The following is a 23920-nucleotide window of genomic DNA, read 5'->3' on the forward strand; positions in this document are numbered from 1 at the left end:
TCAGCCGCCTTCGTGGAAGAAGTCGTAGATTTTTTCGGCCAGCGTCTCCGACACCCCGTCCACCGCCTTGAGGTCCGCGAGGTTGGCGCGGCTCACCGCCTTGGCCGACCCGAAATGCGCCAGAAGCGCGCGTTTGCGCGCCGCACCCACGCCGGGGATGTCGTCAAGCGGGGTCTTTGACACGGCCTTGGCCCGCTTGGCGCGGTGGGTGCCGATGGCGAACCGGTGCGCCTCGTCCCGAAGGCGTTGCACGAAATAGAGGACGGGATCGTTGTGCTTCAGCGCGAAGGGGCGCTTGCCGGTGCGGTGGAATTCTTCCTTGCCCGCGTCACGGTCCACGCCCTTGGCGACGCCGACCATCGCGATGTCCTCGACCCCCATATCCTCCATGATCTCGCGCACCGCGCTGACCTGCCCGGCGCCGCCGTCGATCAGCAAAAGGTCGGGCCAGTCGCCTTTCTCGCGGTCGGGGTCTTCTTTCAGAAGGCGGGTGAAGCGGCGGGTCAGCACCTCTTTCATCATGCCGAAATCGTCGCCCGGCGTCAGGTCGGTGCCCTTGATGTTGAACTTGCGATAGCTCGATTTCAGGAACCCGTCGGGTCCCGCCACGATCATCGCGCCAACCGCATGCGCGCCCTGGATATGGGAGTTGTCGTACACCTCCACCCGCTGCGGCGGGGCGTCGAGGTCGAACGCCTCGGCCAGACCTTTGAGCAGCCGCGCCTGCGTCGCCGTTTCCGCCATCTTCCGGGCGAGGCTTTCGCGGGCGTTGCGCGCGGCAGAGGCGACCAGTTCGGCCTTCTCCCCCCGTTGCGGCACGAGGATCTCGACCTTGCGGCCCAGCTTCTCGGTCAGGGCCTCGGCCATCAGGTCGGGGTTCTCGATGGCGTGGGACAGGATCAGTTGCCGGGGCGGTTCCTTGGTGTCGTAGAACTGGCCGATGAAGGCTTCGAGCGCCTCGGCCTCCTCCACGTATTCGCCCACGCGGGGATAGAAATCGCGGTTGCCCCAGTTCTGGTTCGCCCGGATGAAGAAGACCTGCACGCAGGCCTGCCCGCGATCGAGGTGCAGCGCGATCACGTCAGCCTCGGTCACGCCGCGCGGGTTGATGCCCTGCGCCGTCTGCACCTGCGTCATGGCGCGGATGCGGTCGCGCAGGGCGGCGGCGCGTTCGAATTCCATCGCCTCGGAGGCTTCCTGCATCTGTTCGGCCAAGAGCGCCTGCACTTCGGTCGACTTGCCCTGCAGGAACCGTTCGGCATCCTTGACCGAGCGCGCGTAATCCTCTTCGGCGATATAGCCGACGCAGGGCGCGCTGCAGCGCTTGATCTGGTACAGCAGGCAGGGCCGCGTGCGGCTGTCGAACATCGAATCCGAACAGTTCCGCAGCAGGAACACCTTCTGCAACTGGTTGAGCGAGCGGTTGACCGCGCCGGCGCTGGCGAAGGGGCCGTAATAGGCGCCCTTTTCGGTCTTTGCGCCGCGATGTTTCTTGATCTGCGGATAGGGATGGTTCTTGGCCACCAGCACGTTCGGGAACGACTTGTCGTCGCGCAACAGCACGTTGTAGCGCGGCTTGAGCTGCTTGATGAGGTTCTGTTCAAGCAGCAGCGCCTCGGTCTCGGTCCGGGTGGTCAGGAACATCATCTGCGCGGTGTCGCGGATCATGCGCGCGATGCGCGGGCTGTGGCCTGAAGGGCGCGCGTAATTCGACACGCGCGCGCGCAGGTTGCGCGCCTTGCCAACATACAGAACCCGCGCCTGCGCATCGAGCATGCGGTACACGCCCGGCGAGCCATCCAGCGTCTTCAGATACGACTGGATCAGCGCGTGGCCGGTCAGGGATGATTCGGTGTCGGACATGGATGATTCGAGGTGAGTCGTTAGAGGCCCAAAGCGGTTTCAGCAAGACTTAACAAATCCACGGTTCCTGTGGACAAGTTTCAGGATAAGGTGCGGGCATCCGGAATTTTTCCTTGTTCTCGGCAGGCTTGATTGGATTGCCCAAATTTTAGGCAGTATTGCAAGCTATTGAAAACATGTTATAAAAATTTGGAGCGCGCTCAACATCCTGAAAATACTAAAAAATATTTTGCCTTTTGCGGCACTGCCCGGCGGAGGTGCACAACTTGCCCCGGCGTCACTCTACGCCGATCACGTCCGGGGTTTGCCAGCCAAGGTGCTGGCCGCCATCGACGCAGATCAACTGCCCCGTCACCGCCCGCGCGTTCAGCAGGTAATCGAGCGCCCCGGTGATGTCCGATTCGTCCGCTCCGCGCTCCAGCACGGTGGCCGCGCGCTGCTTGGCGAAATGCTCTGCCGACTGCCGTCCGCCCTGCAAGGTGGGGCCCGGTCCGATGCCGTTCACGCGCACATGCGGGGCAAGCGCCTGCGCCGCCGTGCGGGTGAAGGCCCACAGGCCCATCTTGGCGATGGTGTAGGTCATGAACTCGGGCGTCAGCTTGCGCACGCGCTGGTCGATCATGTTGACGACAAGGCCCTGTGCGACGGGTTCGCCACGGTCGTCCGGCACGGCGTCGGGCATCGACGCGGCGACGGCCTGTGTCAGCACGAAGGGCGCGCGCAGGTTCGATTCAAGGTGCCGGTCCCAGCTGTCGCGCGTGGCGCTTTCGATGGTGTCGTATTCGAAGATCGAGGCGTTGTTCACAAGGCAGGTGATCGGCCCGCCCAGGGCCTCCATCGCGGCGGGGACCAGCGCCTGCGTCTGCGCCTCGTCCAGCAGGTCGGCCTGCACGGTGACGGCTTTGCGGCCCATGTCGCGCAGCAACCCCGCGACCTCGTCCGCCGCGTCCGACGAGGAGGCGTAATGCACCGCGACGTCGTACCCGCGGCTGCCCAGATGCAGGGCCATCGCCCGTCCCAGCCGCTTTCCCGCTCCGGTCACCAAGGCGCGCATGTTCACCTCCCTCGCATCAGCTTAGCACAACCCAGACGTAGGTCAGATAGATCGCCGTCAACCCCGCGCCCCAGATGCGGGTGACGGGCTGGCCGAAGAACACGAAGGGGACCAGCATGACCGAGGCCGCCAGCATCACCCACAGGTCGAAGGTCAGGAAGGCGCGGTCGACCGGGATCGCCCCGATTAGCGAGGCGACCCCGATGATGGCCAGCAGGTTGAACATGTTGGACCCGATCACGCTGCCCAGCGCCACGTCCGCCTGCCGCCGCAACGCCGCCATCACCGTGGTTGCCAGTTCCGGCAGCGAGGTGCCCAATGCGACCAGCGTCAGGCCGATGGCCGTGTCGCTGATGCCAAAGGTGCGTGCGATGATGCTGGCATTGTCCACCAGCAGGTCCGCGCCCAGCGGCAGGCCGACAAGGCCCGCGACAAGGTACATTGCGATCTTCAGGCCCGGCATCGACGGGTCGGCGCCGTCCAGGTCGTCGTTGTCGCCATTGCCGTTCTTCCGCGCCCGGCGGTGCCGCCGCGCCGCGCGCAACGCCGACCCGATATAAAGCGCAAGCCCGCCGAGCAGGATCAGGCCCGACCACCACGCGAACACGCCCGCGAATGCCAGCGCGATGAACAGCACGGTGGCCGCCATCATCTGGAGATAGCTTTTGCGCGCGTCCGTGTCCGCCGTGTGAAGTGCCGCGAACATGGCCGGCAGGCCCAGCACCAGCAGGGCGTTGGCGGTGTTCGATCCCACCACGTTGCCCATGGCGATCCCCGGCGCATTGCCGATCACCGCGTTGATCGCGATCAGAAGCTCGGGCGCCGAGGTGCCGAAGGCCACCACCGTCAGGCTGACGATCAGCGCCGGGATGCCCAGCCGCAGGCTGAGGTTCACCGCCCCCTTCACCAGCGCGTCACCGGCCAGGACAAGCACTCCAAGGCCCAGTCCGGCCAGCAGCCAGGGAACGATCATCCCTTGCCCGCCTTGCCGCAGGGACAGGTCCCGCGCCCGATCCGGTACCGGCCGCATTTCGGGCACTTGGCCGAGGCAAGCCGCTTCTGCCCCGGAACCTTCAGCTTGCCGAACATCGCCAGCACGGCCATGCCGACCAGGAACAGGGTGACGATCTTGAAGATCATGGTGTCACAGGCCGAACCGCGCGTAGGCCGCGCGTTCGTCAATGGCGTGGCTCACATCGGCGACCAGCGATGCGCCGAACCGGGCCAGCAACCCGCGCCGCTGGCCATACAGGCGGAAGGTCACGTCGTCGCCGAACCGCGCGCGCATCTCGGTCTCGACATGGCCGATCCCGTCGATCAGGCCCAGTTCCAGCGCGGTCGCGCCGGTCCAGAACTCGCCCGTGAACAGGCGCGGATCGTCGGCCAGCCGGTCGCCCCGGCGCGATTTCACGTGGTCGATGAAGGTGGTGTGCAACTGCTCCATCAGCCCTTTCAGGCGGGCCACGTCGTCGGGGTTTTCCGGCTTGAACGGGTCCAGCTGCGATTTCGAGCGGCCCGAGGTGTAGACCCGCCGTTCGATCCCGTGGCGTTCGATGAAGTCATGCGCCCCGAACGAGGCGGAAATCACGCCGATCGATCCCACGATCGATCCGGCATCGCCGAAAATCTCGTCCGCCGCGCAGGCCAGCCAGTATCCGCCGGAGGCGGCCACGTCCTCGACGAAGGCGATCACCGGCACCTCGTGCTTGTCGGCCAGTTGCCGGATGCGCGAGGCGATGAGCGAGGATTGCACCGGGCTGCCGCCGGGCGAGTTGATCTCGAGCGCGACGGCTTTCGGCTTGCCGCGTTTGAATGCCTTGTCGAGGCTGGCGGCAACCGCACGCTCGCTCAGCGCCCCGCGGGAGCCTGCGGCAATCGTGCCCTGCAACCGCACGATGGACACGACCGGCGGGGATTTCACGAACGGGATAAATCGCTTCATGGGGGGCGATGTAGAGGGCAGGACCCCGCCAAACAAGGCAGGCGCCCCGGTTTATTGCCGACCGCTGCGCAACTGCCCGTTTTTGAGACCGCGCGCAATCAGTCGCGGATGCGCCAGCCGGTGCGGAAGATCCAGTAGACAACCGCGATGCAGAGCGTCGTGAACCCCGCGATGGCGACAAGGCTGATCCCCACCGGCACGTCCGACAGGCCATAGAACGACCAGCGGAAGCCCGAAACCAAGTAGACCACCGGGTTGAACATCGAAATCGTCTGCCAGACCGGCGGCAGCATCGAGATCGAATAGAACGACCCGCCAAGGAAGACGAGCGGCGTCACGATCAAGAGTGGGATCAGTTGCAACTGCTCGAAATTCTTCGCCCAGATGCCGATGATGAACCCGAACAGCGAAAAGGAGGTGCAGGTCAGGACAAGGAACGCGATCATCGCCAGCGGGTGCTGGATTTGCAGCTCCACGAAGAAGGCCGCGGTGAAAAGGATCACGACACCGATGAACAGCGCCTTGGTCGCCGCCGCGCCCGCATAGCCCACCACGATTTCAAGGAAGTTCACCGGTGCGGTCAGCACTTCATAGATCGTGCCGGTGAATTTCGGGAAGAAGATGGCGAAGGACGCGTTGGAAATGGCCTGTGTCATCACGCTCAGCATGATGAGGCCCGGCACGATGAACGCGCCGTAACTGACGCCGTCCACCTCCTGGATGCGCGACCCGATGGCGGTGCCGAAGACGACGAAATAAAGCGATGTCGACAGCACCGGGGAGATGAAGGACTGCGCCAGCGTGCGGAAGAACCGCATCATCTCTTTCACGTAAATGGCGCGGATGGCGTGCAGGTTCATGCCGCGTCCTCCTTCACGAGACCGACGAAGATGTCTTCGAGGCTCGATTGCGTGGTGCTGAGGTCCTTCAGCGCGATGCCCGCCTCGGAAAGGCTGGCCAGCAGCCGGGTGATCCCCGTCCGCTCGCCCGTCGTGTCATAGGTATAGACCAGCGCGCTGCCGTCCTCGACCAGCCGCAGGTTGTCGCGGGCAACGCTTTCCGGCAGCGTGGAGAGGGGGGCCTGCAGCTCGATCCGCAACTCCTTCTGCGCCATGCGCCGCATCAGCGTGTCCTTCTCCTCGACCAGCAGGATCTCGCCCTTGCGGATCACCGCCACGCGGTCGGCGATGGCCTCGGCCTCCTCGATGTAATGGGTGGTCAGGATGATGGTGACGCCATCGGCCTTCAGGTCGGCCACGATGTTCCACATGTCGCGCCGCAAATCGACGTCGACGCCCGCCGTCGGCTCGTCAAGGAACAGGACGCGCGGCGCGTGGCTCAGCGCCTTGGCGATCAGCACCCGGCGCTTCATGCCGCCCGACAATTCCATCGTGCGGGCGTCCTTCTTGTCCCAGAGGCTCAGTTGCCGCAGCACCTTTTCAAGGTAGGCGTCGTCCCGACCCCGGCCATAGAGGCCCCGCGTCAGCGACACCGTGTTCCAGACCGTCTCGAACGGTTCCAGCGCGATCTCCTGCGGGACCAGCCCGATCAGCGACCGCGCCTTGCGGAACTCGGTGACGTTGTCGTACCCGCCCACACTCACCCGCCCCGACGTGGCGCGCGTGATCCCGCAGATGGTCGAAATCAGGGTCGTCTTGCCCGCGCCGTTCGGCCCCAGCAGGGCTAGGATCTCGCCCTCGCGGATCTGCAGGGTCACGCCTTTCAGCGCCTCGAACCCGCCGTCATAGACCTTGCGCAGGTCGGTCACGTCAACGATTGCCGTCATGTCGTCTTCTTTCCTTCGGGACCTGTCAGGTAACGCGGTGTGCCTGTGGGGAAAAGCAACGTCTCTGCACACCTGCCATGCGTTTTTCCGCACAGACGGTCGCGAGGCGCGGCTGCAAGGGCGCGATGAGCAGGTCGCCTTTAACCGGTTCTTCACTGTTAATCAGTGCTTTACCGGTAACCCGTGGGTTACCCCGGTCTCCGGGTTACCCGCCCCGCACCGCCTCGATCATGCGGGTGACGTTGTCGGGATCGGCGTCCGGCGTGATCCCGTGGCCGAGGTTGAAGATATGCGGTCCGCCCGAGAATGCCTTGACGATGGCGCGGGTCTCGTCGACCAGCGCCTGCCCGCCCGTGACCATGTGTGTTGATGCCAGGTTGCCCTGCACGCAACCATCCTTCTGCACCTCTTTCGCCGCCCATTCCGCCGACACCGAGTTGTCGAGAGCCACGCAATCGACGCCGGTCGCGGCGTGGAACCCCACGTATCCCTCGCCCGCCTCGCGCGGGAAGCCGATCACCGGGATGCCGGGATGCCGTTCCTTGATCGCGGCGGTGATCCGGCGGCAGGGCTCCACCGCGTATTTCCGGAAATCCTCGCCCTTCAGCGACCCCGCCCAGCTGTCGAATATCTTCACGACCTCCGCGCCCGCCTCGATCTGTTTCGACAGGTAGTGGATCGTGCCTTCGGTCAACCGGTCGAGGATGCCTTCGAACACCGCGCGGTTCCCGTCCTTCAGCGCATGCGCCGGCCCCTGGTCCTTGGTGCCCTTCCCGGCGATCATGTAGGTGGCCACGGTCCAAGGCGCTCCGGCAAAGCCGATCAGCGTCGTCTCGGACGGCAATTCGCGGCTCAGGATGCGCACGGTTTCATAGATGGGGGACAGCGTCTCGTCGATCTCGTCCACCGGCTTCAGCTGCGCCAGTTCGTCTTCGGACGTGATCGTCGACAGGCGCGGGCCTTCGCCGGTGACGAACCACAGGTCCGCCCCCAGCGCCTGTGGCAAGAGCAGGATGTCGGCGAACAGGATCGCCGCGTCGAACCCGTAGCGGCGGATCGGCTGCAACGTGACCTCGGCGGCCAGTTCGGGATTGTAGCACAGCGACAGGAAATCCCCGGCCTGCGCCCGCGTGGCGCGGTATTCGGGCAGGTAGCGCCCCGCCTGCCGCATCATCCAGATCGGCGGGACGTCCTGTACCTCTCCCGCCAGCGCTTTCAGTATCGTCTTGGTCATGCTCGGAATCCTGTTGGTCGGGGCACAGCTTGCACTCCCGACTTGTCAAGTCAACCTGACACCTTTACCCCTTCCGCCATGACCTCGCCTTCCCCCTCCGCCCCGCTCAAGATCGGCACCCGCGGCTCGCCCCTCGCGCTCGCGCAGGCGCACGAGACGCGAGAGCGTCTCGCTGCCGCCCACGGCCTGCCCGACGACGCCTTCGAAATCGTCGTGATCAAGACGACCGGCGACCGCGTGCTGGACCGTCCGCTGAAGGAGATCGGCGGCAAGGGCCTTTTCACCAAGGAGATCGAGGAGGCGATGCTGCGCGGCGATATCCACATCGCCGTGCACTCGATGAAGGACATGCCAGTCGAACAGCCCGCGGGCCTGCTTCTGGATTGCTACCTGCCGCGCGAGGACCCGCGCGACGCCTTCGTCAGCTTTGCCCATGGCGCGCTGGCGGACCTGCCGCCCGATGCCGTCCTCGGCACCTCCTCGCTGCGCCGCCGTGCGCAGCTTCTGCACCGCCGCCCCGGCCAGCCCATCGTGGAGTTTCGCGGCAACGTGCAGACCCGCATGAAGAAGCTGCAGGACAACGTCGCCGCCTGCACCTTCCTCGCCACCGCCGGGCTCAACCGGCTGGGCATGATGGACAAGATCCCCGCCACCCCGATCGACACCGACGACATGCTGCCCGCCGTGGCGCAGGGGGCCATCGGGATCGAGCGGCGCGCGGATGACGACGCCACCGCCACCCTGCTGCAGGCCATCCACGACACCCCCACCGGCCAGCGCCTCGCCGCCGAACGCGCCTTCCTCGCGGCACTTGACGGCTCCTGCGAAACGCCCATCGCGGGGCTCGCCACGCTTGACGGCGACACGCTCACCCTGCGCGGCGAAATCCTGCGCACCGACGGCTCGGAATGTCTTGCCGGCGCGCGCACCGGCCCCATCGCCGACGGCGCGGATATGGGCCGCGCTCTCGCCTCTGAGCTTCTGTCACAAGCCAGCGACGATTTCTTCGACTGGAAATCTGCCTGAGAGCTTCTTCTCTTTGCAAATATGTCGGGGTCCGGGGCAGCGCCCCGGTCCGCCGGTTCAGCCGGGCAGGACCTTGCCGGGGTTCATGATGCCCTTGGGGTCCAGCGCCGCCTTGATGCTTCGCATCATCGCCAGCGCCACCGGGTCCTTCCGCCGCGCCATCGAGTTCAGCTTGGACAGGCCCACGCCGTGTTCTGCCGAGAACGAGCCGCCCAACTCCAGCGCCACGTCCTCCACCGCCTCCACCACCGCGTCGTAAAGCGCTTTGTCGTCGCGCGAGATATAGGCGGTGTAATGCACGTTGCCGTCGCCCAGGTGCGCGATGGCGAGTTCCGATCCGTCGGGGTCGACCTTGGCCAGCCGCGTCTTCATCCGGTCGAGGAAGACCGCCACCTGCTCCAGCGGCAGGGCCACGTCGTTGTTGACGAAGGGCTTGGTGGCGAAGGTGATCTCGGCCGCGTCCTCGCGCCGGTCCCACATCTCGGCCCGCTGCGCCTCGTTCTGCGCGACCACGGCGTCCAGCACCGCACCGGTTTCCAGCCCTTCGGCCAGAAGCGCCTCCAGCCGGGCGACGACCGGCACCGTGCCGTCCGGGCCGGGTTGCGCGTCGCGTGCGGCGGTCGCGCCGAGTTCCACGAGCAGGTTCACGTCGTAGTCGGTGTCGAAGGGCGGGCGTTTGCCCGTCAGGCGGACGTGCCGCTCCATGTAGGCGCGGGGCATGTATTCGAAAGCCTCGACCGCGCCGCCGGTTTCGACCTGCAACCGGTTCAGGAGCGCCAGCGCGTCGTCGAGCGCGGGCACGGCGACCATCGCGGTGGCATAGGCCGCCGGTTGCGGGACCAGTTTCAGCACCGCCGCCGTGACGACGCCCAGCGTGCCCTCGGCCCCCACGATCAGGTTGCGGAGGTTGTAGCCCGAGTTGTCCTTGCGCAGTTCCGACATCAGATCCATCACCTCGCCCGTGGGCGTGACGACTTCGAGGCCGAGGCACAGGTCGCGCATGTTGCCGTATTTCAGCACGTTCGACCCGCCCGCATTGGTGCCCAGAAGGCCGCCGATCATGGCCGATCCGCGCGCGCCCAGCGTGAGGGGGAACATCAGCCCGTGTTCGGCGGCGGCGTCGTGCAGCGCCGACAGGATCACGCCCGCGCCGACGATGGCGATGCGGGCGTCGGGCTTGATCGCGGTGATGGTGTTCAGGCGGTCGACGGACAGCACCACCGCGCCCTCGGCCTTGCCCGCACCGGTCAGCCCGGTATTGCCCGACATCGGCACCACCGGCACGCCCGCCTCGGCGCAGGCGCGCACCACTGCCGCGACTTCGGCGGTGGAGCCGGGCCGCGCGACGCAAAGTGGCGTGGAGGTGTAGGTGCCCGGCCAGTCGCGGCCCCAAGGCGCGGCATCGTCGCCTGTCAGCACGTAGCGCGCACCGATGGCGTCCTTCAATGTCCCGATCATGCCCGCATCCTCCCGGCGCGCAGTCTTGACCGACCGCCCGCCGGGGCGCAAGTCAGCGGGCGGGCACCGCGAAGGTCAGGGACGCCCAGAGTGTCTCCCACACGGGTGCCTTGTCGTCGGCGGGGTCGAGCGGGCGCAGGACCACCGCGTCGGCCAGGTAAGACTGCCCCGGTGCGACGGGCAGGATGGCGACGCCATCGGCATCGGTGCGGTGCAGGGTGACCACGACGGTGTCGTCGGCGAACTTGGTGAACAGCTCGACCTGCGCATCGCCGCGCGGCGCGCCCTGGTAGAGGACCTTGACAGGCATGCCGTCCGTCAGATCATCGGTATAGGGATTGGCGAGCGCCACGATCTCGGTCTCCATCCCGGCCTCGCCATCGGCGCCCGCGCCGTCGCCCACGGCGACGAGGGATTTGGCGTAGCGCACGTATTGTTCACGGAATTTTTCCGTGCTCAGGCCACGCGCCTTGTGGGCGCCTTCGGCGTCACCGAAATCCTTGTGGCGGGCGAATTTGAGGAATTTCTCGAACTTGGTGTAGGTCAGCGACAGGTCGCGGGTGACGTAGACCACGCTGACGAGGCCGGGCGTGTCGACCGTTTTCTGCAGCGCGGGCCGGTCGCCCATGCGGCCCTGCACCGGTGTCACGGTGCCGTTCTGCACCAGGTCGAACCGGCGAAAATCGCGCGGCAGGTAGGCATAGCTGGGGCCGTCCATCAGTTCACCGACATGGATATCGGCCATGACCTGCTCTCCGGGAGCGACCTGGTAGTCGCGGGGTTCGATCCACAATTCGTGCGCGCTGGCCGGTGCGGCGAGCAGCGCGACGGCGGCGAGGCGGGTCAACAGGGTGCGCATGGTTTCCTCCCTTGGCGTGGGCCCGAGATTAGGCTGCGGCGCGCGGAAGGGAAACGAAAAGCGCCCGGAAACCGGGCGCTTTCACGAGGTCTTGAGCGGTTCTGCGCGCTCAGATCTGGAAGAAGGGCTGGGCGAGGCGCGGCAGCATGCCCGAGAACCTCAGCGGAGCATCCGTCGCGGCGAGGCAGATGCAATCCTCGCCCTCGTCGGCGACCGGCGTGTGGTCGACGCTTTCATCGGCCACTTCGAGGTCGCCGCGCGCGAACCGCCCGTCTTCGTCCCGGAAGGCGCCCTGCAACACCAGCGTCAGTTCGATCCCGCGGTGGCCGTGATCCGGCACGGCGGTGCCCGCGGGGATGTAGAGCAGGCGGGCCGAGGCGTCGCGGTCGGTCGACAGGATCGCCTGTTTCACGCCGCCGCCCACCTTGCGCCATTTCACGTTGTCCAGCGACCCGCCCACGTAGGATGCAAGTGGCGCGGGCAGCACGTCATCGGCAAGGCGCGTGGGCGGAGCGTTCCGCGCGGCATCGGCCCGCGCGATCCGCGCCATCGTCTTGGCGAAGTCGGGCGTTTCGGTGTCCGATTCAACGGTGTCGAGGATCGCGCCACCCACGGTATCGTAGGTTTCAAGTTCCGCGCGGCAGTGGTCGCACATCGAGATGTGGGTTGCCGCCACCAGCGAGAACGCCTCGGGCAGGGCGCCCGCGGAGTAGGCCATCAGGAGGGCCGGCGTCAGGTGGTGTTCTATCGTGGTCGTGTTGCGTGTCATCGTTCAACTCAGGTCATCGCGTGGCGCAGACGTTCCAGCGCCAGCCGTATGCGTGATTTTATCGTCCCCAAAGGTAGTCCGGTTTCGGCGGCAATCTCGCTATGCGACAATTCGCCGAAATAGGCTTTCTGGATCAGCTCACGCTGTTTTTCGGGCAGGGCGGCCATGGCGCGCCCCAATTTCAAGCTCTCCTGTTGGAGACCCACCACCTCGTCCGGTTCCGGTTCGGCTTCGGGGCCCCAGGCCAGTTCTTCGGGTTCTGGCCGTCTTTGTTTGCGCAGCATGTCGATGCGGCGGTTTCGCGCGATGGTGTAGACCCAGGTCGCGACCGAGGCCCGCGTGGGATCGAACTGGTGCGCCTTGTGCCACAGGGTCGCCATCACGTCCTGCGCGCATTCCTCTGCCATGGACGCGTCCGCGCCCGATTTCATCAGGTAGGCTTTGACGCGGGGGGCAAAGTGGTCGAACAGCGCGCGGAACGCGGCTTCGTCCCGCGTGTCGCGCAGTTTCTGCACCAGTGCCACCCAGTCCGCGGCATCGCCTGTCGGGGGTGTCATGACGTGCCTTTCCGGCGCCCGCACCTGCACCGGGGCCACGCGGCGGACCGCGCGTTCCTCGGTTGGTAACTGACTGTCCAGGGTGGACACATCCCGTAACATACCTCCTTTACGCGCAGGCCCCGGCTTTGGATCATCAGAATCGCGGAAAAATTTTCACAGTGCAAATTCATCCAAATGCCGCAGCGCCGCGTAGTAAACCCAAATTGACACTTCGGAGCGCCAAGTATGCCATTCGACCCCGTAACGACCCCCCGACGCCGCATTGCCATTGTGGGTGGCGGGATTTCCGGGATGGGCGCGGCCTATTTCCTGTCACAGCAGCACGAGGTGGTGCTGTACGAGGCCGAGCCGCGGCTGGGCGGGCATGCGCGCACGATCAAGGTGGGTGGGCAGCCGGTCGATACCGGGTTCATCGTGTTCAACTATGCCAACTATCCGCACCTCGCGCGGCTGTTCGCCGATCTGGACGTGCCGGTGGTCAAGTCGAACATGAGTTTCGGCGCGTCGCTGAACGGCGGGCGGCTGGAATACGGGCTGCGGTCGCTGGGCGCGCTGTTCGCGCAGCCGAGGAACGCGGCCAATCCCCGCTTCCTGCGCATGGTCCGCGACATCCTGCGGTTCAACCGCAACGCCGTCGCCTCGGCCCGCAACCGCGAGCAGTCGCTGGGCGATTTCCTTGACGCGATGAAGCTGGGCCCGTGGTTCCGCGACAAGTACCTTCTGCCGCTGTCGGGCGCGATCTGGTCGACGCCGACGGACAAGATCATGGACTTCCCGGCCTACGCGCTGGTGCAGTTCTTTGAAAACCACGCGCTCCTGGGCGTGACCGGGCAGCACCAGTGGTACACGGTGCAGGGCGGGTCGGTCGCCTATGTCTCGCGGCTTGAGGCGGCGCTGCAGGGGTTCGGGGCCGAGTTGCGGCTGGGCCATCCGGTGGAGGCGATCCGCCGTGACGCGGCGGGCGTGGCGATCCGGGCCGAGGGCCAGTGGGACCGGTTCGACGACGTGATCCTTGCCACCCATTCCGACGACAGCCTGCGTATGCTTGAGACGCCCACGGGCATCGAACGCGCCGCGCTGGGCGCGATGAAGTACCAGCCGAACGACGTTGTCCTGCATTCCGACGCCTCGATCATGCCCAAGCGGCGCGCGGTCTGGTCGTCGTGGAACTATACCGAGGCGGCGGACAAGTCGCTGGACCGGATCGATCTGACCTACTGGATGAACTCTCTGCAACCGATCCCCGAGGCATCGCCCTTCTTCGTCACGCTCAACACGACGCGGCCGATCCGCGAGGACCTGATCCACGACCAGGTCACGCTGCGGCACCCGGTCTATGACCTGAACGCGCTGGCGGCGCAGGACGTGATGCGGGCGACGAACGGCGCCAACAACACGTGGTATTGCGGCGCATGGATGAAGAACGGCTTTCACGAGGACGGGTTGTCGAGCGCCATCGACGTGGTCGAGCGCATCGGCATCGAAGCACCGCTGGCGGTGGCCGCCGAGTGACACGCCCCGTCGATCATATCGCGGGCCAGACATGGCACGGGCGCAAGGGCGCAACCGGGAACGGGTTCCGGTATTCCATCGACTACGTGCTGCTGGATGCCGAGGCGCCCGCGCGCGCGCCGTGGCCCTTCCGGCGCAACGGGCGGGGGCTGGTATCGCTGCACGACCGCGATCACGGCGGCGCGCCCGGTGACGGGCGCGGCGCGGTCTGGGCGCGGGAGGTGCTGGCAGAGCACCAGGTCACGGGCGTCGAGCGGATCGACCTGCTCGCCCAGCCGAGGGTGCTGGGATACGTGTTCAACCCGGTGAGCTTCTGGCTGGCGCGGGACGTGGGCGGTGCGCTGATCGCGGTGATTGCCGAGGTGACGAACACCTTCGGCGACCGCCATTCCTACCTGTGCCGCCATGCCGACCTGTCCCCGATCCGGCCCACCGACCGGCTGAGCGCGGTCAAGCTGATGCATGTCTCGCCCTTCCAGCCGATCGAGGGCGGATACGTCTTCCGCTTCGACATCACCGATGAACGGATCGGCGTCTGGATCGACTATTCCCACGGCAAGGGTGGGGTCTATGCGACGCTGACCGGCAAGCGGCGGCCCTTGGGCACGGCGGCGATGCTGCGCGCGATGCTGCGCCGCCCGCTGGGCGCGCGGCGCGTAATGGGGCTGATCCACTGGCAGGCGCTGAAGCTGTGGTGGAAGGGAGCGCGGTACCGGGCACGGCCCGAGGCACCGGCGACCGAGGTCTCTTCGTGACACGCGCAGAGGCCATGTCGCGCCCGCAGCCCCGGCTGTGGGCCTTCGCCCTCTTTGGCGGGCTGCTGTCGGCGGCGGGGCTGCCCTTGTACATCCATGCGCCCAAGTTCTACGTCGATGCCTATGGCGTGTCGCTGGGCGCGCTGGGCGCGGTGCTGTTCGGCCTGCGGCTGCTGGATTTCGTGCAGGACCCGCTGCTGGGCCGGTTGAGCGACGCGGTGTCGGACCGGCGGGGTGCGGCGGTTGCGCTGGCGCTGGTCGCGATCGGCGGGGCGATGGTGGGGCTGTTTGCCGTCACGCCGCCCATCGCGCCGATCTGGTGGTTCGCGGCCATGCTGACGCTGGTCTTCTCGGCCTTCAGCTTCCTGACCATCACCTTCTACGCGCAGGGCGTCACCACGGCCGCGCGGTTGCCGGGATCGGGGCACCTGCTGCTTGCGCGCTGGCGCGAGGCGGGGGCGTTGGTTGGCGTGTGCATTGCCGCCGTGGCGCCGGTGGCGCTGGCCTTTACCGGGGCGCCCTTCGCGGCCTTCGCGGTGCTGTTCGCCGCCTGCGCGCTGCTCGCCGGGCTTGCCATGCAGGGCGAATGGACGGGGCGCGTGGGCGTCGGGCAGGGGCCGGGCTTTCTCACCGTGCTGGGCGATCCGCTGGCGCGACGGCTGTTGCTGATCGCGCTGCTGAACGCCGCGCCCGTGGCGGTCAGTTCGACCGTGTTCCTGTTCTTCGTCGAAAGCCGCCTTGGTGCGCCGGGGGCGGAGGGGCCGCTTCTGTTGCTGTTCTTCGCCGCCGCGGCGGCCAGCGCGCCGGTCTGGAGCCGGCTGGCCGAGAGGTATGGGCCGAAGCCCGTGCTGCTGTCGGCGATGGTGCTGGCCATCATCTCTTTCGGCGGCGCGCTGACGCTCGGGACGGGCGACGTGTGGCTGTTCGCGCTGATCTGCCTTGCCTCGGGCGCGACGGTGGGGGCGGACCTGACGCTGTTGCCGGCGCTGTTTGCCACCCGCATGGGGCGCATCGCGCCGGACGCCGCGCAGGGGTTCGGCCTGTGGAGTTTCGTATCGAAAGCCGCGCTGGCCGTCGCGGCGGTGATCCTGTTGCCCGCGCTTGAAGCCGCCGGGTTCAAGGCGGGCACGGTCAATTCCGAAGAGGCGCTGTGGGTGCTGACCTGGTTCTATGCCGGGCTGCCGTGCCTTTTGAAACTTGTCGCTATCGGCCTGCTGGCCGCAACAGATTTGAAGGAGCTTTGACGATGGAAATCCTCTTGTGGCTCTTGATCGGGGCTGGCGTGACGCTGGCTGCGGTATGGGCGCGGGCGCGGTATCTGAGCTTTGTCGCGCAGACGCCGGACGATTACGTGCAGGGCGGTGAGCCGCTGGACCTGCGCCGGCACCTGAACGGGCCGATGATCTGCGAAGGCGTGATCTATGGCCCTACGGGGCGGGTGGCGTCGCGGTTCGTGGCGGATTTCCAGATCGACTGGATCGGCAATCGCGGCACCATGCGCGAGGCGTTCACCTATGACAGTGGCGAGCGCCAGGACCGGCAGTGGAATTTGGTGCTGGGCAATGACGGCGCGGTGCGCGCCACGGCCGAGGACGTGGTGGGCGAGGCGCAGGGAACCCAGGCCGGGTCGGCGGTGTTGCTGCGGTACAAATACAAGCTCCCCGAAAAGTCCGGAGGTCACGTGCTGAACACCGTCGACTGGATGTACCTGACGCCCAACGGCACCATCGTGAACCGCAGCCAGTTCTACAAGTTCGGCTTCAAGGTGGCCGAGCTGGTCGCGACGATGCGGCCCGCGACCGAGACGGCGCAGCAGGAGATTGCCGCGTGAGCCGTGACTGGCAGGGCAAAAGGTACTGGCTGGTGGGTGCCAGCGACGGCCTGGGCGCGGCGCTGGCCCACGTGATGAGCCGCGCGGGCGCGCATGTCATCCTGTCGGCCCGGCGCGAGGAGAAGCTGCGCGAGGTCGCCGACGCCCTGCCGGGCCCCGCCACCGTGCAGGAATGCGACGTCAGCGATCCCGACAGCGTGAAGCAGGCGGTCGAGGCGATCGGGGAGATCGACGGGATCGTCTACCTCGCCGGTCTTTACTGGCCCCAGCCCGCGCAGGAATGGACGCAGGACGAGATCCTTGCCATGGCGGACGTGAATTTCGTCGGCGCGCTGCGCTGCGTGGGCGCCGTCATGCCCGCGATGATCGAACGCGACCGGGGCCATATCGTGATCACCGGGTCGTTGTCGGGATTTCGGGGCCTGCCCGGCGCGCAGGGCTATGCCGCGTCGAAGGCGGGCGTCATGGCGTTCGCCGAATCGCTTTATGCCGATCTGCGCAAGACCGGCGTGACAGTGCAGCTGGGCAATCCCGGCTTCATCAAGACGCGCCTGACCGACAAGAACGATTTCAAGATGCCGTTCCTGATGACGCCCGAAGAGGCGGCGGACCACATGTTCGCGCTGATGGAGTCGGACCGGTTCGAAAAGCACTTTCCCATGGTCTTTTCATGGGTTTTCCGGCTGTCGCGCTTCCTGCCGGACTGGGCCTATTACCGCCTGTTCTCCTGATCTTTCGGGTCCCGGTGCGGGGTAGGGGGAAATCAACGGAAATTTTACCCGTTTAGCCGAACATCACCCGCAGTAATCGGGGTTCACCCCAAGGTATGTGTTTCGCCGTACGTAAGTGAGTGCGGTGGCGTGACGAGTACCGTTTGCCGCGCGTCGGTGGGTGTGTGTGTTTGTGAGGTCCGGATCGCGTTCGCGTGGTTCGGCGCATCGTAAAGGTGAGCTGACGCGCGGCGTTTCTTTTGTGTGCACGGCACGGTGCGGGTTCCCGGCGACGGGGCCCGCCCGTCTTGTTTTCAGGGGTCCGGAATCCGGCCCGGTCAGTCCTTCGGCACGTCGGGCAGTTCCTGCGCGAGAAAGCGTTCGAACGCGTCGAGGTTCACCGGTTCAAACTGGCCGAAGCCCTGCATCCAGACGCTGGCGGCGCGCAGGGCGCCCGGTTCGAGCTTGCACCACTTCACGCGGCCGCGCTTTTCCTGGCTGATGAGGCCCGCGCGGGTGAGCACGGTGAGGTGCTTCGAGATCGCGGCGAGCGACATGTCGAACGGGTCGGCCACGTCGGTCACCGCCATGTCGTCCTCCAGCAGCAGCGTCAGGATCGCCCGGCGGGTCGGATCGGCCAGCGCGGCAAACACGGTGTCGAGATCGTCGCTCATGGCCTTGGCTTACCGCCCCGCGCCGCCGGGCGAAAGGGTCAGAGCCGCGGATGGGCCCAGACCTCGCTGGGCAGTTCCACGCGCCCGATGGGGCCGCGGCCCGGTTCGAGGCCCACGTCCCGTGCGAGGTGGGCGGACAGGCAGACCTTGGGATGCGGCTTTATCCAGTTCCAGAAGCGTGCGAAAGGCACATGAATAGAGATGCCGCGCGATGCGCGGTGCAGGCTGATATCGGACATTGTGTCCTCCGATTTCTTCGGTGATACGTTCAAGATGGGCAACGGGCGGCGAATTGACAAATGCCGTTCTTGAGCGTGATATGTGCAAAAAACGCACGGATATCTCATGCGCCAACTTCCTCCCCTCAATGCCCTGCGCGCGTTCGAGGCCGCGGGCCGGCACCAATCCTTCGCGGCGGCGGCGGATGAGCTGGGGGTCACCCATTCGTCGATCAGCCGGCATGTGCGGGGGTTGGAGGACCGGTTGGGCGTGGCGCTGTTTGCCGATCTGCCGCGAGGGGTGCGCCTGACGCGGCTGGGCGCGGCCTATCTTGACGAGGTGACGCCGGCGCTGGACCGCGTGGCCGATGCGACGGCGATGCTGGCGGACCGTGGTGCGGGCGTCCTGACGATCAGTTGCGAGCCTCTGTTCGCCACGCGCTGGCTGATCGCGCGGCTGCACCGGTTCCAGTCGCTTGCGCCCGAGGTCGAGGTGCGGCTGGACGCGACCGAGGAGGTGGTGGACGTGCGCCGCCATGCCGCCGACCTCGCCATCCGGTTCTACAAGTCGGCCGAGCCGGATCGTCCCACGGACCTTCTGAGCGACCTGCCGATCTATCCGTTCGCCACGCCCGACATCGCCGAACGCGTCACCCGCCCCGAGGACCTGTTGCACCTGCCGCGCCTGCAGGACCGGTACGGGGACATGTGGGGCGACTGGTTCGCGATGGCGGGGGTCGACACGGCCGGGCACCGGACCGAACCGGCCTGGCGCATGCGCGCGGCGCTGTCCTGCGAGGCGGCGCTGGCCGGGCAGGGGGTGTTCCTCGTGGGTGAGGAGGTGGTTCTCGATCTTGTGGAGGCGGGACGGCTGGTGCGCCTGTCCGACATCGGGCTCAGGCGCGGGGCCTACCACCTTGTGCAGGGCGAAACCGCGCGCCACAACCGCGCCGCGATGGCGTTCCGCCGGTGGCTGCTGGAGGAAAGCGGCACGCTCCGCGATGGAAAGGTCAACTGAACGGTTGAATGAGGGTTTGGCTGTCTGGTGGGCAGCATGGCTGGAAATATTCAGAAAAATCATTTTAAAGCAGTTACTTGGCGCGTTTCCGGGTCGCCTTGACTCGGAGCGCCCCGCCCCTTAGCACCTGCGCAGGACCAGTGGAGGACCTTTCCGCCCCGTGATCGACCCTGATGACCGCCAGAAGCTGCTAGAGCTTGACGACAAGATCAGGGCGCTCAAGGCGCAGGATGCGCCGCGAGAGGAGCGAAAGGACCACCACCGCCAGACCGAAGCGGGCTGGCGCATGGTCATCGAATTGGTGTCCGGTCTCTTGATCGGCGTCGGGATCGGATACGGGCTGGACAGCCTGTTTGGGACAATACCCATCTTCCTGATCCTGTTCACATTGCTGGGGTTCGCGGCGGGCATCAACGTGATGCTGCGGTCGGCAAAGGAACTCCAAAGTCAGGACGACACCGGCACCCAAGGGCCGGACGAGAGTTGAGAAAGGGCGGACGGCCATGGCAGAAGAAGCAAAGGGCGCAGAAGGTGGGCTCGAGTTTCACCCGATGGACCAGTTCATCGTCAAACCGCTGTTTGGCGACGGCCCGGTGGGCATGTTCACCATCACCAACGTGACGTTGTGGCTGGCCCTGGCGGTTCTGTGCGTCTACGGCCTGATGGTCATCGGCACCTCGCGCCGCGCCATCGTGCCGTCGCGCAGCCAGTCGATCGCCGAACTGGCTTACGGTTTTGTCTACCAGATGGTGGAAGACGTCGCCGGCAAGGATGGCGTGAAATACTTCCCCTACATCATCACGCTGTTCCTGTTCATCGTCTTCGCCAACTTCCTTGGCCTGATCCCGATGGCCTTTACCACCACCTCGCACATCGCGGTGACGGCGGTTCTGGCCATGGCGGTGTTCCTGACGGTGACGATCCTCGGCTTCGTGCTGCACGGGATCAGCTTCCTCAAGCTCTTCTGGATCTCGTCCGCGCCGCTGGCGCTGCGCCCGATCCTCGCCCTGATCGAGGTCATCTCGTACTTCGTGCGGCCGCTCAGCCACTCCATTCGTCTGGCGGGCAACATGATGGCGGGCCACGCGGTGATCAAGGTGTTCGCGGCCTTCGCGGCGGTGCTGGCGATCTCGCCCTTCGCGGTGCTGGCGATCACGGCGATCTACGCGCTGGAGGTGCTGGTGTCCTTCATCCAGGCCTACGTGTTCGCGATCCTGACCTGCGTGTACCTGCGCGACGCGCTGCATCCGCATCACTGATAACGGGATGCGCGCGACCTGCGCGCCCCAACCGGAGTTCGGCGGGCGACCGCCACGACAAACGCAAATTCCATCGTAAGGAGAAAAGATCATGGAAGGCGATATCGTACAAATGGGTGCCTACATCGGTGCAGGCCTGGCATGTACCGGCATGGGCGGCGCCGCGGTCGGCGTGGGCCACGTTGTGGGTAACTTCCTGTCGGGCGCGCTGCGCAACCCGTCGGCTGCCGGTGGCCAGACTGCCACCATGTTCATCGGTATCGCGTTCGCCGAAGCGCTGGGGATCTTCTCGTTCCTCGTCGCGCTTCTGCTGATGTTCGCCGTCTAAGACACGCTGGTTCATCCTTACGCTTGGGCGGGACCCTGATCCGGTCCCGCCCGATGTCGGACACCCAGCGAGGAGGCCGCAATGGCTGAAGACACCCACGCGACAGACGGCATGGACAAGACGGCCGAAGCGCCGGGCATGCCGCAGCTCGATTTCTCGACCTTCGATAACCAGATCTTCTGGTTGGTCATCGCGCTTGTCGCGATCTACCTGATCCTCAACCGGATCGCGCTGCCGCGCATCGCCTCGGTCCTGGCCGAGCGGAAGGGGACGGTCACGAACGACATCGCCAAGGCCGAAGAGCTGAAGCAGGCGGCCGTCACCGCCGAAGAGAATTACAAGAAGGCCCTTGCCGACGCCCGCGCCGAAGCGCAGGAGATCGTCGCAAAGGCCAAGGCCGACATCCAGGCCGACCTTGACGACGCGCTGGCCAAGGCCGATGCCGAGATCGCCGCGCGGTCCGCGGAGTCGGAAAAGGCGATCGCCGAAATTCGTGCCGGCGCGATGGATGCGGTGGCCGAAGTGGCCCGCGAGACCGCTGCCGAACTGGTTGCGGTGCTGGGTGGCAAACCGGACAAGGCCGCGATCGACGCGGCTGTCGCGGAACGGATGAAGGGGTAAGGCCATGCAGAACCGTCTGACCCTTTGGGCCGTCACCGCATCGCTTGCGGTCGTGTCCTCCCCGGCGCTGGCCGCGCCGGGCCCGTTCTTCTCGCTCCGCAACACCGACTTCGTGGTGCTGATCGCGTTCCTCATCTTCGTGGGCGTGCTGCTGTATCTCAAGGTGTTCAACCTGCTGGGTGGTCTCCTCGACAAGCGCGCCGCGGGCATCCGCGACGAACTGGACGAGGCCCGCAAGCTGCGCGAGGACGCGCAGGCGATCCTTGCTTCGTACGAGCGCAAGCAGGCCGAGGTGCAGGAACAGGCGCAGCGCATCATCGACACGTCGAAGCGTGAAGCGGCGGAGGCGGCCGAGAAGGCCAAGGCCGACCTGCAAGTGTCGATCGAGCGTCGGCTGGCCGCGGCGGAAGACCAGATCGCGAGCGCCGAGGCGTCCGCCGTCAAGGAAGTCCGCGATACTGCCATCGGCGTAGCCACCGCTGCCGCCCGTGACGTGGTGGCCAAGCAGTTGACGGCCGAGGATGCCGACAAGATGATCGAAGACGCGATCGCCGAGGTCGACACCCGCCTGCACTGACATTCGGACCCGTCCGATCAAGGCCCGGCCCCTGCGGCCGGGCTTTTGCGTTTTCGGGGGGCGCCCTCAGCGCGATTTTTCGTGGTCGAACCGCTGGCGCGCGATTTCCTCGTTCCGGTCAGCGCGCTGCTGGTCGCGCAGCGCGGTTTCCACGAAATCGAGATGTGCCTCGACTGCCGCGCGGGCGGCGGCGGCGTCCCGCGCCTGAAGCGCCGCGTTGATCGCGGCATGCTGGTCAAGCAGCACGTCGCGGGTGCGCCTTTGCCGGAACATGACCTGCCGATTGTAGAACACGCCTTCGCGCAACAGGTCGTACATCGACCGCAGCATGTGCAGCATGACGACGTTGTGGCTCGCCTCGATGATCGACAGGTGGAACTCGGCGTCCAGTCGCGCCTCGATCCGGGGGTCGCGCTTGGCATGGGCGGCGGCCATGCGCTCGAACGCGGCGTTGATGACCTGGAGGTCGGTGTCCGAGCCGTAGGTCGCCGCGCGTTCGGCGGCGAGGCCTTCCATGTCGCGGCGGAAGGAGATGTAGTCGAACACCGCCTCGTCATGGTCTGAGAAGAGCTTGACGAGGGCGGGGGAGAAGGCCGACCCCAGCACTTCCGCCACGAACACGCCCGCACCCGCGCGGGAGGTCAGGAGGCCCTTGTCCTGCAGGGCCGAGATCGCGTCGCGCAGCGAGGGGCGGGAGACGCCCAGCCGGTCTGCCAGTTCCCGTTCGGCGGGCAGGCGTTCGCCGGGGCGCAGGATGCCACGCAGGATCAGCAGTTCGATCTGCCGGATCACGGCAGAGGCGAGCTTTTCGGGCTGGACCTTCTGGAAGGGCATGGATGCTCCGGCGATTTGGTCAAAAGATATGACCAGTAGCGCAGCGCCCGGTCAACCGCAGCGATTCACGATTTGTTAAGCATGGTGCCGGCAGGGTTGACCCATGCGACTGCTTTTCTGTGCCCTTGTCCTGATGCTGGCGGCGTGCAACGCGCCCGGCCCCCTGATGCGCGGCATGCCGGCGCAGCAGGTCACCGTGAACGGCGATACCTATGATGTGCGCCGCAACGGTCCCTACATGCAGGCGATCCGGCGCAACCTGCGCGGCCTGCCACGGATTTCCGAGATTGCGGCGGGGGCCGAGGCCGCGATGGAACAGGTGAGCGGGTGCGACGTCGCCTGGCTGACGGGGGACGTGGCGGTGATGGTGGGCGGGTTGTCCTGCGACGGGGAAAAACCGCCCAAGCGCCCGGCGCAGCGCGGGCCGGACATCTACGATTGCGCGGTGTCGACGGTTCCGGGGCCGGTCACGCTCGACTGCACGCGGCTGTAGGTCAGCGCGCGGGCAGCGCCTTTTCCATGAAGATAGAGGCGGGCGAGTCGGAATAGTCGGCGAAGGGTCCGCGCACCTCGAACCCGTGCCGCCCGTACAGGCGGTGCGCGGCATCAAGCAGGTCGCCGGTTTCGAGACGCAGAAGCGGCAGGCCGAGGGAGGATGCCTCGTCCTCGATCCGGGACAGGATGGCGGCGGCGACGCCCCGGCCGCGGGCGTCTTCGGCCACGTACATGGACTTGACCTCGCCATACCCGTCTCGCAGCGCCAGCGCGCCGCATCCCAGGGCCGCGCCGCCTTCATCGCGGGCGGTGAAGAACCGCACGTCGGGGCCCGCAAGCGCGTCGACCGACAGGAAATGATTTTCCTCCGGTTGGTACAACGCCTCCATCAGCGCATGGCTTTGCGCAAGCAGCGCACGGGCGTCGGCGTCGCGGGGGTCTGACTGGGTGATCTGAAGGGCCACGTCTGGGTCTCCGGTGCTGCACCGCAGAAAAGCGGGTTGCGCGGGGCGGGTCAAGGGCTGGCCGGTTTCCCCT

29 protein-coding genes are annotated in these 23920 nt (G+C 66.4%); 13 read left to right on the forward strand and 16 right to left on the reverse strand.

The window, feature by feature from the left end; translation table 11 throughout:
- The 8 genes from uvrC to hemE all read right to left on the reverse strand — a co-directional run bounded on the left by uvrC (position 1) and on the right by hemE (position 7879).
- Positions 1-1863, reverse strand: coding sequence for an excinuclease ABC subunit UvrC (gene uvrC / locus ATO11_RS04825; RefSeq protein ID WP_050529705.1), 1863 nt, complete (start codon positions 1861-1863; stop codon positions 1-3).
- A 277-nt stretch (positions 1864-2140) separates the two neighbouring features.
- A complete protein-coding gene (locus ATO11_RS04830; protein ID WP_050529706.1) occupies positions 2141-2917 on the reverse strand; it encodes an SDR family oxidoreductase in 777 nt (258 codons plus the stop codon).
- A gap of 16 nt (positions 2918-2933) precedes the next feature.
- Positions 2934-3887, reverse strand: a complete 954-nt coding sequence (locus ATO11_RS04835) for a calcium/sodium antiporter (RefSeq protein WP_050530034.1) — start codon at positions 3885-3887, stop codon at positions 2934-2936.
- Positions 3887-4057, reverse strand: coding sequence for a hypothetical protein (locus tag ATO11_RS22075; protein ID WP_050529707.1), 171 nt, complete (start codon positions 4055-4057; stop codon positions 3887-3889). The genes ATO11_RS04835 and ATO11_RS22075 overlap by 1 nt, the downstream gene beginning before the upstream one ends.
- A gap of 4 nt (positions 4058-4061) precedes the next feature.
- Positions 4062-4859: a S49 family peptidase gene (locus tag ATO11_RS04845; protein WP_050529708.1), complete on the reverse strand. Its 798-nt coding sequence runs from the start codon at positions 4857-4859 to the stop codon at positions 4062-4064.
- A gap of 98 nt (positions 4860-4957) precedes the next feature.
- Positions 4958-5719, reverse strand: coding sequence for an ABC transporter permease (locus ATO11_RS04850; protein ID WP_050529709.1), 762 nt, complete (start codon positions 5717-5719; stop codon positions 4958-4960).
- On the reverse strand, positions 5716-6645 hold the full coding sequence (locus ATO11_RS04855; RefSeq protein WP_050529710.1) for an ABC transporter ATP-binding protein: 930 nt from the start codon (positions 6643-6645) through the stop codon (positions 5716-5718). Before ATO11_RS04855 ends, ATO11_RS04850 begins: the two co-directional genes overlap by 4 nt.
- 205 nt (positions 6646-6850) lie before the next feature.
- Positions 6851-7879: a uroporphyrinogen decarboxylase gene (gene hemE, locus ATO11_RS04860; RefSeq protein ID WP_050529711.1), complete on the reverse strand. Its 1029-nt coding sequence runs from the start codon at positions 7877-7879 to the stop codon at positions 6851-6853.
- Between the two features lie 78 nt (positions 7880-7957).
- Between hemE and hemC the strand changes: the two genes are divergently transcribed.
- Positions 7958-8905: a hydroxymethylbilane synthase gene (gene hemC / locus ATO11_RS04865; protein ID WP_050529712.1), complete on the forward strand. Its 948-nt coding sequence runs from the start codon at positions 7958-7960 to the stop codon at positions 8903-8905.
- A gap of 57 nt (positions 8906-8962) precedes the next feature.
- Here hemC and ATO11_RS04870 read toward each other — a convergent pair whose 3' ends face one another.
- From ATO11_RS04870 to ATO11_RS04885, 4 genes are all read right to left on the reverse strand, one after another.
- Positions 8963-10363 (reverse strand): FAD-binding oxidoreductase, encoded by a 1401-nt coding sequence (locus ATO11_RS04870; RefSeq protein ID WP_050530035.1) that lies wholly within the window; start codon positions 10361-10363, stop codon positions 8963-8965.
- 52 nt (positions 10364-10415) lie between these two features.
- Positions 10416-11222 carry a DUF4198 domain-containing protein gene (locus tag ATO11_RS04875; protein ID WP_050529713.1) on the reverse strand — a complete coding sequence of 269 codons (807 nt, stop codon included), beginning with the start codon at positions 11220-11222 and terminating at the stop codon, positions 10416-10418.
- A gap of 109 nt (positions 11223-11331) precedes the next feature.
- A complete protein-coding gene (locus tag ATO11_RS04880; RefSeq protein ID WP_050529714.1) occupies positions 11332-11991 on the reverse strand; it encodes a ChrR family anti-sigma-E factor in 660 nt (219 codons plus the stop codon).
- A gap of 8 nt (positions 11992-11999) precedes the next feature.
- Positions 12000-12548: a sigma-70 family RNA polymerase sigma factor gene (locus ATO11_RS04885; protein WP_050529715.1), complete on the reverse strand. Its 549-nt coding sequence runs from the start codon at positions 12546-12548 to the stop codon at positions 12000-12002.
- Positions 12549-12776: 228 nt separating this feature from the next.
- Between ATO11_RS04885 and ATO11_RS04890 the strand changes: the two genes are divergently transcribed.
- From ATO11_RS04890 to ATO11_RS04910, 5 genes are read left to right on the forward strand one after another with little or no spacing between them, the layout of a single operon-like run.
- The gene (locus tag ATO11_RS04890) at positions 12777-14063 is read left to right on the forward strand and encodes an NAD(P)/FAD-dependent oxidoreductase (RefSeq protein WP_050529716.1); all 1287 of its coding nucleotides are present in this window, start codon (positions 12777-12779) and stop codon (positions 14061-14063) included.
- On the forward strand, positions 14060-14818 hold the full coding sequence (locus ATO11_RS04895; RefSeq protein WP_050529717.1) for a DUF1365 domain-containing protein: 759 nt from the start codon (positions 14060-14062) through the stop codon (positions 14816-14818). The genes ATO11_RS04890 and ATO11_RS04895 overlap by 4 nt, the downstream gene beginning before the upstream one ends.
- A gap of 14 nt (positions 14819-14832) precedes the next feature.
- Positions 14833-16062 carry an MFS transporter gene (locus tag ATO11_RS04900; RefSeq protein ID WP_050529718.1) on the forward strand — a complete coding sequence of 410 codons (1230 nt, stop codon included), beginning with the start codon at positions 14833-14835 and terminating at the stop codon, positions 16060-16062.
- A 2-nt stretch (positions 16063-16064) separates the two neighbouring features.
- Complete coding sequence (locus ATO11_RS04905) at positions 16065-16649, forward strand: DUF3833 family protein (RefSeq protein ID WP_050529719.1); 585 nt, start codon at positions 16065-16067, stop codon at positions 16647-16649.
- Complete coding sequence (locus tag ATO11_RS04910) at positions 16646-17380, forward strand: SDR family NAD(P)-dependent oxidoreductase (protein WP_050529720.1); 735 nt, start codon at positions 16646-16648, stop codon at positions 17378-17380. Before ATO11_RS04905 ends, ATO11_RS04910 begins: the two co-directional genes overlap by 4 nt.
- A 317-nt stretch (positions 17381-17697) precedes the next feature.
- Here the strand turns inward: ATO11_RS04910 and ATO11_RS04915 are convergent, their stop codons facing one another.
- Together ATO11_RS04915 and ATO11_RS04920 are read right to left on the reverse strand one after the other, a co-directional pair.
- Complete coding sequence (locus ATO11_RS04915; RefSeq protein ID WP_050529721.1) at positions 17698-18033, reverse strand: ArsR/SmtB family transcription factor; 336 nt, start codon at positions 18031-18033, stop codon at positions 17698-17700.
- 38 nt (positions 18034-18071) lie between these two features.
- Positions 18072-18272 carry a hypothetical protein gene (locus tag ATO11_RS04920; RefSeq protein ID WP_050529722.1) on the reverse strand — a complete coding sequence of 67 codons (201 nt, stop codon included), beginning with the start codon at positions 18270-18272 and terminating at the stop codon, positions 18072-18074.
- A 106-nt stretch (positions 18273-18378) separates the two neighbouring features.
- On the opposite strand from ATO11_RS04920, the gene ATO11_RS04925 reads away from it, so the two are divergent.
- From ATO11_RS04925 to ATO11_RS04950, 6 genes are all read left to right on the forward strand, one after another.
- On the forward strand, positions 18379-19269 hold the full coding sequence (locus tag ATO11_RS04925; protein ID WP_050529723.1) for a LysR substrate-binding domain-containing protein: 891 nt from the start codon (positions 18379-18381) through the stop codon (positions 19267-19269).
- A 160-nt stretch (positions 19270-19429) separates the two neighbouring features.
- Positions 19430-19756: an AtpZ/AtpI family protein gene (locus tag ATO11_RS04930; RefSeq protein WP_050529724.1), complete on the forward strand. Its 327-nt coding sequence runs from the start codon at positions 19430-19432 to the stop codon at positions 19754-19756.
- Between the two features lie 16 nt (positions 19757-19772).
- Positions 19773-20528, forward strand: coding sequence for a F0F1 ATP synthase subunit A (locus tag ATO11_RS04935; RefSeq protein WP_050529725.1), 756 nt, complete (start codon positions 19773-19775; stop codon positions 20526-20528).
- Positions 20529-20619: 91 nt separating this feature from the next.
- On the forward strand, positions 20620-20856 hold the full coding sequence (locus ATO11_RS04940) for a F0F1 ATP synthase subunit C (RefSeq protein ID WP_050529726.1): 237 nt from the start codon (positions 20620-20622) through the stop codon (positions 20854-20856).
- Between the two features lie 81 nt (positions 20857-20937).
- The gene (locus ATO11_RS04945) at positions 20938-21477 is read left to right on the forward strand and encodes a F0F1 ATP synthase subunit B' (RefSeq protein WP_050529727.1); all 540 of its coding nucleotides are present in this window, start codon (positions 20938-20940) and stop codon (positions 21475-21477) included.
- 4 nt (positions 21478-21481) lie between these two features.
- The gene (locus ATO11_RS04950) at positions 21482-22054 is read left to right on the forward strand and encodes a F0F1 ATP synthase subunit B (RefSeq protein WP_050529728.1); all 573 of its coding nucleotides are present in this window, start codon (positions 21482-21484) and stop codon (positions 22052-22054) included.
- 66 nt (positions 22055-22120) lie between these two features.
- On the opposite strand, the gene ATO11_RS04955 is transcribed toward ATO11_RS04950, so the two are convergent.
- Positions 22121-22888, reverse strand: coding sequence for an FCD domain-containing protein (locus ATO11_RS04955; RefSeq protein ID WP_050529729.1), 768 nt, complete (start codon positions 22886-22888; stop codon positions 22121-22123).
- 103 nt (positions 22889-22991) lie between these two features.
- On the opposite strand from ATO11_RS04955, the gene ATO11_RS04960 reads away from it, so the two are divergent.
- Positions 22992-23381, forward strand: coding sequence for a hypothetical protein (locus tag ATO11_RS04960; RefSeq protein WP_050529730.1), 390 nt, complete (start codon positions 22992-22994; stop codon positions 23379-23381).
- Between the two features lies 1 nt (position 23382).
- On the opposite strand, the gene ATO11_RS04965 is transcribed toward ATO11_RS04960, so the two are convergent.
- Entirely contained in the window at positions 23383-23847 is a 465-nt protein-coding gene (locus ATO11_RS04965; protein ID WP_050529731.1) for a GNAT family N-acetyltransferase, read from the reverse strand.
- Between the last annotated feature and the right edge of the window lie 73 nt (positions 23848-23920).

Source organism: Pseudaestuariivita atlantica, assembly GCF_001205715.1.
Lineage (GTDB): Bacteria > Pseudomonadota > Alphaproteobacteria > Rhodobacterales > Rhodobacteraceae > Pseudaestuariivita > Pseudaestuariivita atlantica.

Bases quoted from the DNA above. Each gene is read 5' to 3' on its own strand.
- ATO11_RS22075 (WP_050529707.1), bottom strand. From the start codon at position 4,057: ATGATCTTCAAGATCGTCACCCTGTTCCTGGTCGGCATGGCCGTGCTG.
- hemC (WP_050529712.1), top strand. From the start codon at position 7,958: ATGACCTCGCCTTCCCCCTCCGCCCCGCTCAAGATCGGCACCCGCGGC.
- ATO11_RS04875 (WP_050529713.1), bottom strand. From the start codon at position 11,222: ATGCGCACCCTGTTGACCCGCCTCGCCGCCGTCGCGCTGCTCGCCGCA.
- ATO11_RS04905 (WP_050529719.1), top strand. From the start codon at position 16,065: ATGGAAATCCTCTTGTGGCTCTTGATCGGGGCTGGCGTGACGCTGGCT.
- ATO11_RS04855 (WP_050529710.1), bottom strand. From the start codon at position 6,645: ATGACGGCAATCGTTGACGTGACCGACCTGCGCAAGGTCTATGACGGC.
- ATO11_RS04870 (WP_050530035.1), bottom strand. From the start codon at position 10,363: ATGATCGGGACATTGAAGGACGCCATCGGTGCGCGCTACGTGCTGACA.
- ATO11_RS04950 (WP_050529728.1), top strand. From the start codon at position 21,482: ATGCAGAACCGTCTGACCCTTTGGGCCGTCACCGCATCGCTTGCGGTC.
- ATO11_RS04885 (WP_050529715.1), bottom strand. From the start codon at position 12,548: ATGACACCCCCGACAGGCGATGCCGCGGACTGGGTGGCACTGGTGCAG.
- ATO11_RS04940 (WP_050529726.1), top strand. From the start codon at position 20,620: ATGGAAGGCGATATCGTACAAATGGGTGCCTACATCGGTGCAGGCCTG.
- ATO11_RS04880 (WP_050529714.1), bottom strand. From the start codon at position 11,991: ATGACACGCAACACGACCACGATAGAACACCACCTGACGCCGGCCCTC.
- ATO11_RS04845 (WP_050529708.1), bottom strand. From the start codon at position 4,859: ATGAAGCGATTTATCCCGTTCGTGAAATCCCCGCCGGTCGTGTCCATC.
- ATO11_RS04830 (WP_050529706.1), bottom strand. From the start codon at position 2,917: ATGCGCGCCTTGGTGACCGGAGCGGGAAAGCGGCTGGGACGGGCGATG.
- ATO11_RS04945 (WP_050529727.1), top strand. From the start codon at position 20,938: ATGGCTGAAGACACCCACGCGACAGACGGCATGGACAAGACGGCCGAA.
- ATO11_RS04890 (WP_050529716.1), top strand. From the start codon at position 12,777: ATGCCATTCGACCCCGTAACGACCCCCCGACGCCGCATTGCCATTGTG.
- ATO11_RS04955 (WP_050529729.1), bottom strand. From the start codon at position 22,888: ATGCCCTTCCAGAAGGTCCAGCCCGAAAAGCTCGCCTCTGCCGTGATC.
- ATO11_RS04960 (WP_050529730.1), top strand. From the start codon at position 22,992: ATGCGACTGCTTTTCTGTGCCCTTGTCCTGATGCTGGCGGCGTGCAAC.
- uvrC (WP_050529705.1), bottom strand. From the start codon at position 1,863: ATGTCCGACACCGAATCATCCCTGACCGGCCACGCGCTGATCCAGTCG.
- ATO11_RS04925 (WP_050529723.1), top strand. From the start codon at position 18,379: ATGCGCCAACTTCCTCCCCTCAATGCCCTGCGCGCGTTCGAGGCCGCG.
- ATO11_RS04850 (WP_050529709.1), bottom strand. From the start codon at position 5,719: ATGAACCTGCACGCCATCCGCGCCATTTACGTGAAAGAGATGATGCGG.
- hemE (WP_050529711.1), bottom strand. From the start codon at position 7,879: ATGACCAAGACGATACTGAAAGCGCTGGCGGGAGAGGTACAGGACGTC.
- ATO11_RS04920 (WP_050529722.1), bottom strand. From the start codon at position 18,272: ATGTCCGATATCAGCCTGCACCGCGCATCGCGCGGCATCTCTATTCAT.
- ATO11_RS04935 (WP_050529725.1), top strand. From the start codon at position 19,773: ATGGCAGAAGAAGCAAAGGGCGCAGAAGGTGGGCTCGAGTTTCACCCG.
- ATO11_RS04900 (WP_050529718.1), top strand. From the start codon at position 14,833: ATGTCGCGCCCGCAGCCCCGGCTGTGGGCCTTCGCCCTCTTTGGCGGG.
- ATO11_RS04915 (WP_050529721.1), bottom strand. From the start codon at position 18,033: ATGAGCGACGATCTCGACACCGTGTTTGCCGCGCTGGCCGATCCGACC.